Consider the following 15,526-nt stretch of genomic DNA (forward strand, 5'->3'; position numbering starts at 1 on the left):
GCGGCCCCATGTCATCCCGGGGGCTGGCGTACAATTGAAAAAAACAAAGCGAGTAGATAACCACGGATGAAGCCATTGGATTTAGAAGGTCGCCAATCACCATCACTGGTCTCCGGGCCATTGCGGCTGACGCGAGGCTTGCCGCTAATCCTGACCAAATTCGTCCCGCCTCGCTCCTCGATACAATTGCTGGAGCGCCCCCGGCTTCTTCAGCTTCTCAATCCCGTTCAGCAGTGCCGGCTGGGCGTCGTTTGCGCCGGCGCTGGATTTGGCAAAACCACGCTGTTGGCGCAATGGCATCAGCAGATGGTCGCCCAGGGGGAACGTATCGCCTGGCTGAGCCTCGATGAGGATGATGATGACGTATGGCAGTTTATTCCTTACCTGCTGCAAGCATTGCGTCCACTCTATGCTGACTGGGACGCCGATTTCTGGCGTGATATGGAAGAACAGAAGCTCTCCAGCTCCGAGCAGCTGCTGGCCGGGCTCATTAACCAGCTACACTACTGCCCGCATGACATATACCTGATTATCGACGACTTCCACGTGATTAACGATCGTGGGGTCTATGAAGCGCTGGGGTATTTACTCAAGCATGCGCCTGCCGCCTTGCATCTGATCATTGGCAGCCGTTTCCACCCGAATCTTGCGCTGAGCCAGCTGCAGGCCCAGGACCAACTGGTGGAGATCTATGATCGAGACCTGCAATTCACGCTCGAAGAAACGAAACACTATTTTAGCCGCACGGTTGCGCTACCCCTCAGCAACCACCATGCACAGCGGCTGCAGTCCGCGACAGAGGGCTGGATCGCAGGGATGAAGATCGCTTCATTGTCCGCAGAATTACAGCATGATCCCGAGCATCTGTTGCGCAATATGCATGGAGGAACACGGTCCATTGCCCGCTATCTTAAAGAGGTGGTCCTGGACCCGCTGCCGGAAGAGGTGCTTGATTTCCTGGTGAAAACGTCCTTCCTCAGTCGGTTAAATGCCGAACTATGCAATGCAGTGACAGGACGAGATGACAGTCAAGCAATGCTGGCTTGGATTGAGCGACACAACCTTTTTTTGTCAGCCCTTGACGAACAAGGCTACTGGTTCCGCTACCATCCTCTGTTGCAGGAAAATCTTCGGACCATGCTGCAGCAGAACAACGCTATTGATCGCAAACAGCTACATGAATTAGCCAGTCATTGGTTCGTCGAACAGAAGCTGTGGTCTGAGGCGGTACGCCATGCGCTCAGCGCAGGCAAGCCGGTGCATAGCCCCGGGCAGGACGGCGCAAGCGCTCAGTCACTGGCGGAAGAAGGGGATATCGATACCCTGATCTCATGGATGCATCATTTACCGCCCAGCACCGATCCTGCGCGCATTGACCTGCAAATTAACCTGGCCTGGGCACTGGCGCATTATTTCCACTTTGATGAGTCGAGGCAGCTGCTTGATAACCTCGATCAGATGGTGCTTCATCACCGTGATGATTTAACCCGCAGCACCTGGTGTAAATTGCGCGTTGTGCGGGCAATTTGCGAAGCCTTTGCTGAAAACATCCCGGAGAGTCTGGCTATTGTTCAGCCTTTGCTGGCCGAAGTGCCCTGCGGCGACACCTGGGTTGATGGTCTGATATGCAATATTCTCAGCTATTGCCATGTTGTTAACCAGCGCTATCACGACGCGCTGGAGGTTCAACAGCATATGCCCTCTCCGGAAAGTCCTTTAGATAATCTGTTTGTCTCGGTATATCGCGCTTTTATCATTGCCCAGTGTCATCTTTGTCAGGGCGATCTGGGAAAAGCCGGGTGGTACGCAGAGAAAACGTTGCGCCAGGCTGAATGTTATACCGGCACCCAGTCGACCAGTGGCGCGACGCTGGCGCCGCTGCTGGCGGAGATAGCCTATGAATGTCAGAGGGGTGACTCGCCCGAGCATCTGTTAGCCGACCGGCTCGAATTCATCGACCGATTCAGTCCACCCGACGCGCTGAGTCGTTGCTATACCTATCTCGCGCGTCAGGCCTTAGATAGCGATATGCCCTATGAGGCCGAGCGATTGCTGGAGCATGCGCAGCGCCTTGCGGTGTCTCGCGGCTGGCAACGGCTCCAGGCCATGATGTTAGCCGAGCAGGTGAGGGTGCGACTGCAGCGCGGCAATTTCACCGGCGCAGAGCAACTGCAACGGCAGCTTGAACAAATGACCGCCAGCTTCAGAATGGATGCCGAACATCCCTGCCAACGCGCCATCGTTATGTCTGCATCCCTTAGCCGCAGCCGGCTTCTTCTCGCCAGAGGCCAGGCGCCGCAAGCCTGCATTTTACTGGCTGAGATGGTCTCCGATCAGGAAAGCCGGGGGGACAGGTTAACCGCAGCGCGTCTGCGTACGCTCTGGTCATTAGCCTTGTGGAACAGCGGCAAAACTGCCGCTGCGCGCACGACATTTCAACCAGTGCTGCAGCTGGCTGAACACCAGCATCTCAAGGGCCTCTTTCTTGACGCTGGCGATACCTTGCAACCTTTGCTTGCCGGTATGAATGAATCTTCTTCGGCTTGTACAGAGGAAGGGGGAGTGCAAGGTCCCTGGGCAGACAAGCGCGCGCCTGCAGACAGAACACCGCTAAATAGTGGAAGCCCCGATATTCATGGGGAACTCAGCGAGCGAGAATTTCAGATATTACAGCTGATCGCTGAAGGTCAGATGAACAAAGAAATCGCCCGCTCCCTCGCTATTTCTGCCGAGACGGTCAAATGGCACATCAAAAACATCTACGCGAAGCTTAAAGTGAATAGCCGCACTCAAGCGATGAGCCGGGCGCTGGAGATGAAATTACTGGATTAACGGATTGAACAGGGGGGGCTGGGCGCAAATTATTATTAAGACGAGCCACTTTCTTCACGGGGCTATGAGCCATGGATAATTGAGGTACTGCTGAGCACATGGGGGTTATCTTTGAACAATGATGGCAGTTTTGATGCCCTGGCTCAGCGATATGAACATTGAGGTTAGGGGGGCGTTGGCCGCAGGGGAAAAAGTAACCCTGGCGTAAGCTCAGAGAGGCTTTTATCTTAATGTATAGTGGTACTGTTTTCCGGGAGGGGATCAGTCTGACGTAGGGGGAGCGTGAGGACAGATCCCAGCAAGAAAGTTAGCGGCCAAAGCAGTTGCCGAACAGATCGTCAATAGAACTGAGGATATTTTAAGCAGGAGGAGGTAAACTGACTCAAGAAAGAGCCTAAGCATTCATGAGGGTAGAAAATGGTTGTGGAGTCAGTTCTTTCAACAGAACCAAAATCACTCAAGTATGAATCAAACATACGCCGCAGACAGAGCCTACTCACAGCTCCTCATATGCAGCCGTTAACAGCGTATGTCGAAAGCATACGTGAAAGGCTTGGTGACAATGTATTCATCCCTGACTTTGATCCTTTAGATGGTGGGATCAATGCCGAATTTATTTTCCTCTTCGAGAAACCAGGCCCCCAAACTGACCTTAGAAACGGTGGTTCTGGTTTTATCTCACGTGATAATAACGATGACACGGCCAAAGCAATCTTTTGCTTTATGCAAAGTATAGGCTTGGATAGAAAACGAACGCTGCTGTGGAATACCATTCCTGCTTGGGATAACTCAAGAGCATATCAGGCCCTACATGTTCGTAAAGGCATTGAAATTCTAGATGAGCTACTCCCTTTACTATCTAACCTAAAAACCATAATTTTGGTAGGAAAACAGGCCCAAAAAGCGAGAAAAGGGCTAAAGGCTCGTGGTTATGATATTGCAGAATCCTACCATCCCTCACCATGTGTCAAAGCTCGGTATCGTCAGAAATGGGATCAAATTCCGGCAGCGTGGGAAGATGCGATTTCCGCTAACAAGAGATAATAATGAAGATAACCGTATTTTATGTACTGGCACTGCTGCCGCTGTCAGTACATGCTAGAAGTATTGCCCTGCAACTAACCGAACAGACCGAGGCTCTCCAAGGTACACTGTGCCAGCATAAAAACAATCGATACAAAAGACTCTATCTAGCCGCTCTTATTTTGTTCGAAGTGACAATGATAGCAGCACCAGTAACTGCGTGCTCGAATCCCCCAATCAGGTTCTGCTTCAGTAGTCCGCTTAAAAAACCCCGAAAATCCCGCCATTTTTACGTATAAAAGCCATGCATGCATAAGGTGCATGGTTTTGCATGCGTTTAGCGACACTGGATCCCCCTCCAGCGCCAGCATTGGCTGCCCTGAGGCTGGTCATGTACCTGCATTAAAAGCGCCCCCTTAAGCGGGCAGGCGTGGCGGGGAGAGCATTGCGCGCTGAGGTCTGATAAAGAAAATTTATCAAATCCTGGCAGATTACATCTCTAAGATTCACTCTCATTAACTATCCCATGTAATCTTCAATTAAAGAATTTCTTTTCTAATTTAGCTATCGTTTCTTTCAGCTCTTCAAGAGCTACAGTAAATGAATCTTCGCCATTTCTAACTAAAAAATCCAACATACTACGAATGGAATACAATTCCGTGCTAAATTTATTAGCAGGTAACTTCCTTATCATCTCCAGTATTTCATGTTCTAAACCTTCTTCTTTTTCAATTATATTTGATGCAACTAAAAAAAGCTTAAGTCTATTTTTCTTTTCATAATCAAGCTTTTCAATCCCCATATTCTTAACGTATTCCTTAATATCACCCTTTATTTTATCATCACCAACAATAAATAAATCATATAATAATGACTCAATGTAACTAGCCTGTCGAGTAACTGGTAATTCACTAATCGAGGATATTAATTCTTTAAGGTGATTAATGTCATTGAATTCCACGCTTAACTCTGATGCAATCAAGAAAATATTATGAGCCTTTCTAAGAATAAGATAACCATGGTCATTCTCATTTTCAATTGTAGAAGTAGATAACTTTATCATGGAGTTCATCAGTTCAGCCACAAAACTCTTATCAAAGCCATCTCTTTTATTATTGAAGCAAATTGTCACGTAGTCAGAAATACATTCAATTAAATCGGAATAGAAAAAACCGTTTTCTACAAGCGAGGTTATTTTCTTGTGAAGAGGGCTTTTATCTTTATGGGGCTCATCTGAAAATGCAAGCAAAAGAATAACATTCTTGAAAGCATTTAAATTGAAGTCACTATTACTCGCCTTTTTCATATACCCACAATACATTTCCTCAAAAGCATGATTCAAAAGCCAATCACTGCTTTCCGTATCCAATTGAAGCGTTAAATACTTGCCGCGCTTTTTATACCTGAATTTTTCAGCCAACTCTTTGTTATCTAGATATTTTATAGAGGAATACAATTCTTCTATAGTGTAATATATGGTTTCATTATTCTCCTGAGACTTACGCTTTACCGATTTAATCTCAAACAGTTTACTTATCGCATATTTAAACTCAGAATAGCTATCTATAAGGCAGCCATTTAACTTAATGAAATGCAATATATTTTTATGTAAAAAATCAGACTTGAACTCATCTGCATCCCAGTAAAGTAGAGGCTTCCTTCCTTCCCTGTCTTTATTTTTAGTTAGTATTTTATCTACTGAATAAATAAACTTAAACATATAATCAACGGTTACTATATCTAATAATGAACTTAATGTCCGCTTTACATTTTTAGGAAAGCTGTCAAACCTTTCTTTAAGATTATAACTTTCTGTATCTAAAAACCTGTTGCTATTACGACCAAGACGATATTTAAGCACATGCAATATCATATTGTAATTAAGAAGGGAAATAAGTAATGAGGCATAATTTTTATGTTTCAAATCGTGCTTGATAACATTTTCAATAGCATGATAGGCCATTTCATAATTTCCTATCTGGAAGAATGCATATACATCACAATTATCAAAATCGACACTTTTCCCTGTGTGATTTTTTTTACTAAAATCAAAGTCGAAATTATACTCAAAGGTAAATATTTCTTTATCTGATAACTTTTTTGATTCAGGCACAAAGTCTGTAGTTAGAATAGCCTCGCTATCTTTGTCATCAATTATTACCCCGGAAATATCTGCTTTCCAAAGAATATCAAAAATTGGAGTTAGAAGAATGTTATATTTTTTTGACTCTTCATTATCTTTAAGTACATCCTTGAATCTTTTATACACATACCGCATGCCCTTATCTGTTTTCTGAGTTACCTCTGAGTTATAAAACTTTAAAAAAGCCATTATTTCGCCATTAACTTCTCGAAACAAAAGTGTTGAATCCCCTAAGCATTCAGTAATTTGTTCAGCTAGAATAGCATTCAGGGAGTTGAGTTCTTGCAATTTAGTATATACATGCTTAATTATATTTTTATCTTCATTGTTACTGACTCTCTTTTCTTTTATCGACTTTAAAAAACCGTAAAGGCTTGAGCTTCTCTTATCTGTAAAGAACTCCGTCTGGTAGCTGCTAACTTTGATAGTCGTAATACCATGGCTAGCTAAATATTTTCTTTGAGCATAATCATCTTCGTATACAACAAGATACATTGGAGGACGTACAGTGGAGTGATTTTGGGCCCATTTTATAACTTGCTTAATATCTATATCGTTATAAGAATAGCCTATAAAAATTACTGTGTGGGTCGACAGAACACTCTTTATGTAATTAGATACTAGAGGAAAATTGGCGTCATAATTAATATAGTCATCTTCTTTAAATACAATATTGTGATTTTTAAAATCACCATGCATCTTTATAAGTTTTTTATCCAGACTAGACTTCATCAAGTCTTTATCACTGCAGACAATGTCATATATATACGCATTTTCAATGACTGCAGTATCTAAAAGACAGTCCCAGTTAGTAGTAATCACACAATGGGGATTTATATTAAATATTAAATCATGCAATTTCGAAGGAGTTACATTGTCAGGGAAGTACTTCTTAATTTTCTTAAAATATATATGAGAACCAAACTCGAGATAATAAAGCTGTGCAACTTTCAAATAATCAATTTCGTAATCTATGCCTAAATCAAGTTTTAGCTCATCAATCAGGTCCGACCATGACGGTAGCTTTATATTTTCACTCTCTGATGATTTGGAAACTCCTGCACCAACAAAAATAGCCAACGAGTCCTCATCAGAGGCTTGAATAATATTTTCCAAATGCTTATCGTTTATTATCACTTTTTATCCCTTAGAATATATGTAGAGTACCATTGAGGCATTGATACTCTTTTTTGAATATGCAGTGCATGATTGTGTGTTCCTTGTATTGACTTTTTATCAACATGCGCAAGTTGAAGTTCAACCCATATCGAATCGAACCCATTTTCATGTAAAATAGCAGACATCATATGTCGGAATCCGTGACCAGTTAGCTGTCCACTAAACCCAATACGTTTGATAACCTGATTGATACTCGCTTCACTCATCGGCTTGTTCGGATCGTTCCGCCCCGGAAAAACATGACGATAGTTCCCAGTCATGATCTTCAGTTCATTGAGTAAATCTAACGCCTGAGTCGACAATGGCACAAGATGTGACCTGCGCATTTTCATCCTTTCAGTAGGAATTTCCCAAATTGCGTAATCCAGATCAAAATCTTGTCATAATGCCGCACGCAATTAGATGGTTCTCACACCCGTAATCATGAGTAATTCGTAGCAATCTGGACAAGTGACTCGCAGTGTAACTGTCTAAGACACGCAGAAAATCGGGTAGCTCATCTGCTTTTGGGAACGGAAAATGATTGGATTGGTGTACTTCGAGAGCGCTGGAAAGATCTGCCGCAGGATTGTACTCCGCTCTACCCGTTACAATTGCGTAGAGAAACACTTCGGAGCAACGCTGATGCACTTCCCGCATTTTCTTCAACACCCCGCGTTTTCAATTTTACGCAGTACGTTAAGCAGCTCCAGCGGTTTTATGTTTCCCACTTTCCTTGTTCCAACATAAGGGAAAATTTTGTTTTTAAACGCTTCTATGACATCTGACACATATCCTGCCGACCATTTGGCGGACTTCATGTGATGCCACTCTCTAGCTATCTTTTCGAACGCACTTTCGGATTCCGTTTGCAAAGCAATCTTCTGCTCTTTTCGAACCTCACTCGGATTCTTTCCTTCCGCGACCAGTTTTCGGGCATCGTCACGACGGGAACGGGCATCTGCAAGTGTGATTGTCGGATACACACCCAGCGAGATCATTTTGGGTTTACCGGCAAAACGATAGCGGAACCGCCAGCTCTTGCTTCCATTAGGTTCTATAAGCAAAGACAGCCCTTGCCCATCTCCAAGTGTATAGGCTTTAGCTTCAGGCTTAGCGCGGCGAATCTGCATATCGTTTAAAGGCATGTGTATAGGAATCCAGAACGAACAGGAACATATACACAATCCTATACACATTCAGTACTGGATTCTACTGGATGGTTACGGACTACTATGGAATCAAAATAAGAAAAAATGTTATAAATCAGATGATTTACGGACTAATACGGATGTTTGAGGAAGTTGAAATGGTGCCGATAATAGGAGTCGAACCTACGACCTTCGCATTACGAATGCGCTGCTCTACCAACTGAGCTATATCGGCCCTGCAAGAGGTGTTCACGAGCGTGAATCACGAGGCAAAAGGTTAGAACTTAGCGGGCGATGCGTCAATAGTCAGTGGAATCAACTGCCTATTTTTGCATCGCCCGTTCTCATTTACGCACGAATGGTATCGTCGCCGAAACCAATCCACTTATAGGTGGTTAACGCTTCCAGCCCCATCGGGCCGCGGGCGTGCAGCTTCTGGGTGCTGACCGCCACTTCCGCGCCGAGGCCGAACTGGCCGCCGTCGGTGAAGCGCGTGGAGGCGTTCACGTAGACGGCGGAAGAGTCCACTTCATTGATAAAGCGGTTGGCGTTACGCAGGGTGCGGGTCAGGATGGCGTCGGAGTGCTGGGTGCCATGCTCGCGGATATGGGCGATAGCCTCATCCATATCAGCCACCACTTTGACGTTCAGATCCAGCGACAGATACTCGTCGTCATACTGCTCCGCTTTCACCGGCTCGACCTTTGCAGGGCCATTTTGCAGCGCGGGCAGGGCGGAGGGGGCGGCGTGCAGGGTGACGCCGCTCTCGGCCATCTGCTTGCTTAACGCCGGCAGGAAGGTGTCGGCGATGTTGCGGTGTACCAGCAGCGTTTCCACGGTATTGCAGGTGCTCGGCCGCTGGGTCTTGGCGTTGACAATGATCTTCAGCGCAGGGGCGATCTCGGCGGTTTCATCAACGAAGATATGGCACACGCCAATCCCGCCGGTGATCACCGGGATCGTTGACTGCTCGCGGCACAGCTTGTGCAGGCCCGCGCCGCCGCGGGGGATCAGCATATCGATGTATTTATCCATCTTCAGCATTTCCCCCACCAGCGCGCGATCCGGGCTCTCGATAGCCTGTACCGCGGCGGCCGGCAGACCGCACTCCTGCAGCGCCTGCTGGATCACCTTCACCGTGGCGGCGTTGGTGCGCCAGGTCTCTTTCCCGCCGCGCAGGATCGCTGCGTTGCCGGTTTTCAGGCACAGGGAGGCGACGTCGACCGTCACGTTGGGACGCGCTTCATATATCACGCCAATCACCCCCAGCGGGACGCGGCGACGTTCAATACGCAGACCGCTGTCCAGCAGCCCGCCGTCGATCACCTGGCCGACCGGGTCGGCCAGATTGCACACCTGGCGCACATCGCTGGCGATGCCGCTCAGACGCGCCGGGGTCAGCGCGAGGCGATCGAGCATCGCTTCACTCAGGCCATTGACGCGAGCTTCCGCTAAATCTTCCGCGTTGGCGCGCAGAATATCGTCGGTCTGCGCTTCCAGATAATCGGCGATCTTTTCCAGTACCTGGTTCTTTTCCCGGCTGGAGAGTAACGCCAGCTGCCAGGAGGCCGCTTTGGCGGCAATGCCCATTTGTTCCAGCATTTTCAGCTCCTTAACGGATGATCATATCATCGCGGTGGACGGCCACCGGGCCGTATTCATAGCCCAGAATGGCATCGATTTGCTGCGAGTGCTGGCCGGCGATAAGGCGCAGCGCGTCGCTGTTGTAGCGGCTGACGCCGTGCGCGATATCGCGTCCTTCGCTATTGCGGATGCGGATCACTTCGCCGCGGGAGAAGTTGCCGCTGACGATTTTGATGCCTTTTGGCAGCAGCGAGCTGCCTCGTTCGAGGATCGCCTGGGTCGCGCCCGCATCGACGGTCAGTTCACCGGCCGGCGGCGCGCCGAAGATCCAGCGCTTACGGTTCTCCAGCGGAGACTCCTGCGCGTGGAAGCAGGTGCCTACCGGCAGGCCTTCCATCGCGTGGCCGATGACGTCCGGGCGGTTGCCGGCGGCGATAATAGTATCAATCCCCGCGCGGCAGGCGACGTCCGCGGCCTGCAGCTTGGTGCCCATGCCGCCGGTGCCGAGACCGGAGACGCTGTCGCCGGCGATGGCGCGCAGCGCGTCGTCGATGCCGTAGACGTCTTTAATCAGCTCCGCCTGCGGGTTGCTGCGCGGGTCGGCGGTGAACAGTCCAGGCTGGTCGGTTAACAGCAGCAGCTTATCCGCCCCGGCGAGGATCGCGGCCAGCGCGGAGAGATTGTCGTTATCGCCCACTTTGATTTCCGCGGTGGCGACGGCGTCATTTTCGTTAATGACCGGGACGATGCTGTTATCCAGCAGGGCGCGCAGGGTGTCGCGGGCGTTGAGGAACCGTTCTCTGTCTTCCATGTCGGCGCGGGTCAGCAGCATCTGGCCAACGTGAATGCCATAGATAGAAAACAGCTGTTCCCACAGCTGGATCAGACGGCTTTGTCCCACCGCCGCCAGCAACTGCTTGGAGGCGATGGTGGCGGGCAGTTCCGGGTAACCAAGGTGCTCGCGCCCGGCGGCAATGGCCCCGGAGGTCACGATGACAATACGGTGTCCCATGGCGTGCAGCTGTGCGCACTGGCGCACGAGCTCGACGATATGGGCGCGGTTCAGGCGACGGGACCCGCCTGTTAAAACACTGGTGCCCAGTTTTACCACCAGCGTCTGGCTTTCACTCATGATTCTCTGCCGTTCAAAAGGAATATCGATATCGAGCTGATGTTGTAGCAGGAGTCGGCCCGCTTGCCAACACCCGGGGCGGCGGGCGCGCCATTTTATTGCGCGGGATCGGGCATTCTGGAGAGGGAGTATGACAAAAATATGTCAGATACATTTAAATACGCTTTTTTATAAAAAGTTCCACCTTGTCATAAATATTTAATCTCCCGGCGTTAAAAAACCTCCTGTTTTTGATGGGCGAGCGCCCGCAATTGAATAGCGCGTATAAATAAATCACCAGGACTGAATAATGAAAAAGAGTACTCTGGCATTAATGATGATGGGCTTTGTGGCTTCAACGGCGACGCAGGCAGCGGAAGTTTATAATAAGAACGCGAACAAGCTGGATGTGTACGGCAAGATCAAAGCCATGCATTACTTCAGCGACTATGACAGCAAGGATGGCGATCAGACCTACGTGCGTTTCGGTATTAAAGGCGAAACGCAGATTAACGAAGACCTGACCGGCTATGGCCGTTGGGAATCTGAATTCTCCGGTAACAAAACCGAGAGCGACTCCAGCCAGAAGACTCGTCTGGCGTTCGCCGGGCTGAAGCTGAAGAACTACGGCTCCTTCGATTATGGTCGTAACCTTGGCGCCCTGTACGACGTGGAAGCCTGGACCGATATGTTCCCGGAATTCGGCGGCGATTCCTCTGCTCAGACCGATAACTTTATGACCAAGCGCGCCAGCGGCCTGGCGACCTACCGCAACACCGACTTCTTCGGTCTGGTGGATGGCCTGGATATGACCCTGCAGTACCAGGGTAAAAACGAAGGTCGTGAAGCGAAGAAACAGAACGGCGACGGCGTTGGGACCTCGTTAAGCTATGACTTCGGCGGCAGCGACTTCGCCGTCAGCGCGGCCTACACCAGCTCCGACCGTACCAACGATCAGAACCTGCTGGCCCGCGGTCAGGGTTCGAAAGCGGAAGCCTGGGCGACCGGCCTGAAATATGACGCCAACAACATCTATCTGGCGACCATGTACTCTGAAACCCGTAAGATGACCCCGATCAGCGGCGGCTTTGCCAACAAAGCGCAGAACTTTGAAGCGGTGGCGCAGTATCAGTTCGACTTCGGTCTGCGTCCGTCCCTCGGCTATGTGCTGTCGAAAGGGAAGGATATCGAAGGGGTGGGGAGTGAAGATCTGGTTAACTACATTGACGTGGGCCTGACCTACTACTTCAACAAAAACATGAACGCCTTCGTGGATTACAAAATCAACCAGCTGAAAAGCGATAACAAACTCGGCATCAACGATGACGACATCGTCGCGCTGGGCATGACCTACCAGTTCTGATCAACCTCAGAACCACCCGCCGCAGCCCAGGCTGCGGCTTTTTTTTAGCGGCGGTTCTTCGCCAGATGCAGGGTGTCGCTGTTCATGGTGATCTGCGCGTTATACTCCTTCGGCAGACGGCGCGCCTGATAGAACGCCGACTCCCAGTAAGGGTTGTCCAACGAAGAGCGCATCACGCCCTGGCTGCTCGAGGCGTGAAGGAAATTATGATCGGTATCGTAAAAGCCGACGTGCATGCCGGCCCGGGTGCGGAAGAAGACCAGATCGCCGGGACGTAAATCACGCTTATCGACCCGCACGCCCATGTGCAGCAGCTCGCGGGTGGTGATCCGCTCCATCGGCAGGTTAAAGCGATCCTTCAGCGTACGCCAGACGAAACCCGAGCAGTCGACGCCGCTTTGTTCAGTCCCGCCCCATTCATAGGGGGTTCCCTGCCAGGTGTGCATCTGGTCATGCAGAGCCGCTACCACCGGGATCAGATCGTCCGATCCGCTATCAATGGTCATATCCGCATGAGATTTTGTGTGTTTTGCCTGTTTCGGTGAGGAGGAGCATCCTGCCAACAACAAAAAAGGAATTAACAAGAGAGCATGCTTCAGTTTTGGCTTCATATCGTTATTTTCGAAGTAGCAAGCAGACTGCTTTGTTTTATAGCCGATTAAAAAGAACGGCTAAATAAGCTGATGCCGCCTTTACGTTTATTTACGATTAAAAATAAACAACGATGGGATGGATCAGCCATAAAGGGCAGTTGTCACTTCGCAACAGTCTGTGCCAGGATTCTGTCATCAACATCTCACGAGGCATTCCATGACGCATAACGCCATCGCCGCCGAGACTTTACCCGGCGCCGCTTTCGACGCGGGGTGGATGACGTCTGCGCCTCATTATTGCTTCGCCACGCTCTGCCCACCGCCTCCCCCTCCAGACCGGGTTGTTTTCGGCACTTAACGCCGTCTTTCCAGGCGCTTACCTGCCGGTATGACGCTTGATACCTTGTGTTTGACGTTCGGGAGCATGCTATGCACGTTCGCTATTCTCTGCTCGCCTCGCAGGCGACAACGGCCACCTTTGTGCTGCTGTGGGGCAGCGCGGCCATTTTTACCCGCTGGGGACTGGACAACGCCTCGCCGATGGCGCTGCTGGTCTTTCGTTTTCTGATTGCCCTGGTCGCGCTGGCGCCGCTGGCCATCGTCCGTCGGCGCTGGCTGCCCGCGCCGGGCACTCGCCTGCAGACAGCGGCCACCGGCCTGATGCTGATTGGCGGCTATTCGGTCTGTTACTTCGAGGCGATGGCCAACGGCGTGACGCCGGGGCTTATCGCCACCATCATGGGGATCCAGCCCATCCTCACGCTTTGCGTGGTGGAGCGCCGCCTGCAGGGGCGGCGGCTGCTGGGGCTGCTGATTGCCCTGGCGGGGCTGGTGTTGCTGGTGTGGCGCAGCCTGGCGGCGTCGCCGATGGCGATGACAGGGATCCTGTTTGCGCTGGCGGCTCTGCTGCTGATGACCTTTGGCGCGCTGTGGCAAAAGTGCAGCCGCCAGTCGCCGGCGGATGTCCTGCCGCTTCAGTATGCCGTTAGTCTGGGGCTGTGCCTGTTGATCGCCCCGGTCAGCGGCTTCCGGTTTACCGTTAACGTCGGGTTGATTATTCCGGTGCTGTTTCTCGGGCTGCTGATTTCGGTGGTCGCCCAGCTGCTGCTGTACCGTCTGCTGAGCGCGGGGAATATCGTCAATGTCACCAGCCTCTTTTATCTGGTGCCAGCGATCACGGTGCTGCTGGATTATCTGCTGCTGGGCAATCGGCTGCCGGCGGCGGCGATGGTCGGTATGGTGGCGATCGTCGGCGGGATCGTGCTGGTGTTCCGCACCGGCAAGGTCCGCGCCGGCTGACGGCGAGCCGGGCGCGGTGGCGTCCGGTTCATTTTCCTGTCATCTTTTTTACGCATGCTCCCGGCAGCTTATTTTGACCAGTAAGGGAAGGTACCATGGGCAACACGCTGACGATTTTCGATCTCGATAACACCCTGATACAGGGCGATAGCAGTACGATCTGGAGCCAGTTTATGGTTCGCGAAGGGCTGGCGACGCAGAAGGGGTATCTTGCCCGCGAGGCGCGGCTGATGGCGGATTATGACCGGGGAGAGATGAATATCGCCGATTATGTGGCCCTGATCCAGGCGCCGCTGGCCGGAATACCGAAATCGGACGTAGACGCGCTGGTGGCCCGCTGCGTGCGCGAGGCGATCCTGCACCGGGTCTATCCCCAGGCGTGGGAACTGATTCGTCGTCTGCGGGCCGAGGGGGAGCAGATGCTGATTATCTCCGCCTCGGTTAGCCTGCTGGTGCAGGCGGTGGCCGCCGCGCTGGAGATTGAGCAGGCGCTGGGCATTGACGTGGCGATGGTCGACGGCGGCTACAGCGGGGAGATTGCCGGGATCCCCAGCTATCAGCAGGGAAAGGTGGCGCGTCTGGCGCAGTGGCGCGAGGCGCATCCGCAGTATGACGGCGAGGTGACTTTTTACACCGATTCCATTAACGATCTGCCGCTGTGCCTGCATGCGGATCGCGTGCGGCTGGTCAATCCCTGTCCGCAGCTGCAGGCGGCCGGTGCCGGATATGGCTGGCCGGTGCTGAGCTGGCGGCTGGAATAGCGGAACGGATAAATGCTTCTGCGGGTTCAGTCGTTGTCGGCCGGGCAAGGCGTGAGCCGCCATCCGGCATAAAGGCGGCTTCGTACTGGCGGTCGTTGCCCGGCGGCGCTGCGCTTGCGCGGGCCTACAGACTGAGCTGGCGGTTGGAATAGCGGAGCGGATAAATGTTTCTGCGGGTTCAGTCGTTGTAGGCCGGATAAGGCGTGAGCCGCCATCCGGCATAAAGGCGGCTTCGTGTTGGCGGTCATTGCCCGGCGGCGCTGCGCTTGCGCGGGCCTACGGGGTGTGAGCCTGTGAGAGGAACTTGTAGGCCGGGTAAGGCGCAGCCGCCACCCGGCAACATCACGGGTACCGCGCCTGACGTCTCGCCCGGCGGCGCTGCGCTTGCGCGGGCCTGAACGCCAGCCGGACTGCTTCCTGGAGAGGGGAAGCACTGCCGTGTGGTTGTTTATGTTATCTGTGGCTTCAGCGTAGTTTGCGCTCCCGGTTCGTCTTCTGCGTTATGTCC

General features: G+C 51.2%; 9 protein-coding genes, 1 tRNA gene and 1 pseudogene. 5 read left to right on the forward strand and 6 right to left on the reverse strand.

Annotated elements, in window-relative coordinates:
• The first annotated feature begins 66 nt into the window (after nucleotides 1-66).
• Entirely contained in the window at nucleotides 67-2,832 is a 2,766-nt protein-coding gene (locus tag ACOI6Z_RS25255; RefSeq protein ID WP_065813159.1) for a LuxR C-terminal-related transcriptional regulator, read from the forward strand.
• Nucleotides 2,833-3,249: 417 nt separating this feature from the next.
• Nucleotides 3,250-3,876, forward strand: a complete 627-nt coding sequence (locus tag ACOI6Z_RS25260; protein ID WP_065813160.1) for a uracil-DNA glycosylase — start codon at nucleotides 3,250-3,252, stop codon at nucleotides 3,874-3,876.
• Between the two features lie 514 nt (nucleotides 3,877-4,390).
• On the opposite strand, the gene ACOI6Z_RS25265 is transcribed toward ACOI6Z_RS25260, so the two are convergent.
• The 5 genes and pseudogenes from ACOI6Z_RS25265 to proB form a co-directional block, all read right to left on the reverse strand.
• Nucleotides 4,391-7,135, reverse strand: coding sequence for an SIR2 family protein (locus tag ACOI6Z_RS25265; protein ID WP_065812713.1), 2,745 nt, complete (start codon nucleotides 7,133-7,135; stop codon nucleotides 4,391-4,393).
• Nucleotides 7,132-8,304, reverse strand: a pseudogene (locus ACOI6Z_RS25270) (tyrosine-type recombinase/integrase). Before ACOI6Z_RS25270 ends, ACOI6Z_RS25265 begins: the two are co-directional and overlap by 4 nt.
• A gap of 162 nt (nucleotides 8,305-8,466) precedes the next feature.
• A tRNA-Thr gene (locus ACOI6Z_RS25275) sits at nucleotides 8,467-8,542 on the reverse strand.
• A gap of 113 nt (nucleotides 8,543-8,655) precedes the next feature.
• Nucleotides 8,656-9,909 carry a glutamate-5-semialdehyde dehydrogenase gene (gene proA / locus ACOI6Z_RS25280; RefSeq protein ID WP_065812712.1) on the reverse strand — a complete coding sequence of 418 codons (1,254 nt, stop codon included), beginning with the start codon at nucleotides 9,907-9,909 and terminating at the stop codon, nucleotides 8,656-8,658.
• A gap of 10 nt (nucleotides 9,910-9,919) precedes the next feature.
• On the reverse strand, nucleotides 9,920-11,023 hold the full coding sequence (gene proB, locus ACOI6Z_RS25285) for a glutamate 5-kinase (RefSeq protein ID WP_008805306.1): 1,104 nt from the start codon (nucleotides 11,021-11,023) through the stop codon (nucleotides 9,920-9,922).
• A 289-nt stretch (nucleotides 11,024-11,312) separates the two neighbouring features.
• On the opposite strand from proB, the gene phoE reads away from it, so the two are divergent.
• Complete coding sequence (gene phoE / locus ACOI6Z_RS25290) at nucleotides 11,313-12,365, forward strand: phosphoporin PhoE (protein WP_023288537.1); 1,053 nt, start codon at nucleotides 11,313-11,315, stop codon at nucleotides 12,363-12,365.
• Between the two features lie 44 nt (nucleotides 12,366-12,409).
• On the opposite strand, the gene ACOI6Z_RS25295 is transcribed toward phoE, so the two are convergent.
• Nucleotides 12,410-12,976 (reverse strand): C40 family peptidase, encoded by a 567-nt coding sequence (locus tag ACOI6Z_RS25295; RefSeq protein ID WP_049117151.1) that lies wholly within the window; start codon nucleotides 12,974-12,976, stop codon nucleotides 12,410-12,412.
• A gap of 411 nt (nucleotides 12,977-13,387) precedes the next feature.
• Between ACOI6Z_RS25295 and ACOI6Z_RS25300 the strand changes: the two genes are divergently transcribed.
• Nucleotides 13,388-14,257 (forward strand): DMT family transporter, encoded by an 870-nt coding sequence (locus tag ACOI6Z_RS25300; protein WP_065812711.1) that lies wholly within the window; start codon nucleotides 13,388-13,390, stop codon nucleotides 14,255-14,257.
• A gap of 95 nt (nucleotides 14,258-14,352) precedes the next feature.
• Nucleotides 14,353-15,018 (forward strand): HAD family hydrolase, encoded by a 666-nt coding sequence (locus ACOI6Z_RS25305; protein WP_065812710.1) that lies wholly within the window; start codon nucleotides 14,353-14,355, stop codon nucleotides 15,016-15,018.
• Nucleotides 15,019-15,526 lie beyond the last annotated feature (508 nt).

Origin of the sequence: Klebsiella sp. C239 (assembly GCF_048822715.1) — a bacterium.
In the GTDB taxonomy this organism is placed as follows: Bacteria; Pseudomonadota; Gammaproteobacteria; order Enterobacterales; family Enterobacteriaceae; genus Klebsiella; species Klebsiella quasipneumoniae.

What these genes read in the sequence shown, in the direction of transcription:
- ACOI6Z_RS25305 (WP_065812710.1), top strand. Translation starts at nt 14,353, where the DNA reads ATGGGCAACACGCTGACGATTTTCGATCTCGATAACACCCTGATACAG.
- phoE (WP_023288537.1), top strand. Translation starts at nt 11,313, where the DNA reads ATGAAAAAGAGTACTCTGGCATTAATGATGATGGGCTTTGTGGCTTCA.
- ACOI6Z_RS25260 (WP_065813160.1), top strand. Translation starts at nt 3,250, where the DNA reads ATGGTTGTGGAGTCAGTTCTTTCAACAGAACCAAAATCACTCAAGTAT.
- proB (WP_008805306.1), bottom strand. Translation starts at nt 11,023, where the DNA reads ATGAGTGAAAGCCAGACGCTGGTGGTAAAACTGGGCACCAGTGTTTTA.
- ACOI6Z_RS25255 (WP_065813159.1), top strand. Translation starts at nt 67, where the DNA reads ATGAAGCCATTGGATTTAGAAGGTCGCCAATCACCATCACTGGTCTCC.
- proA (WP_065812712.1), bottom strand. Translation starts at nt 9,909, where the DNA reads ATGCTGGAACAAATGGGCATTGCCGCCAAAGCGGCCTCCTGGCAGCTG.
- ACOI6Z_RS25295 (WP_049117151.1), bottom strand. Translation starts at nt 12,976, where the DNA reads ATGAAGCCAAAACTGAAGCATGCTCTCTTGTTAATTCCTTTTTTGTTG.
- ACOI6Z_RS25300 (WP_065812711.1), top strand. Translation starts at nt 13,388, where the DNA reads ATGCACGTTCGCTATTCTCTGCTCGCCTCGCAGGCGACAACGGCCACC.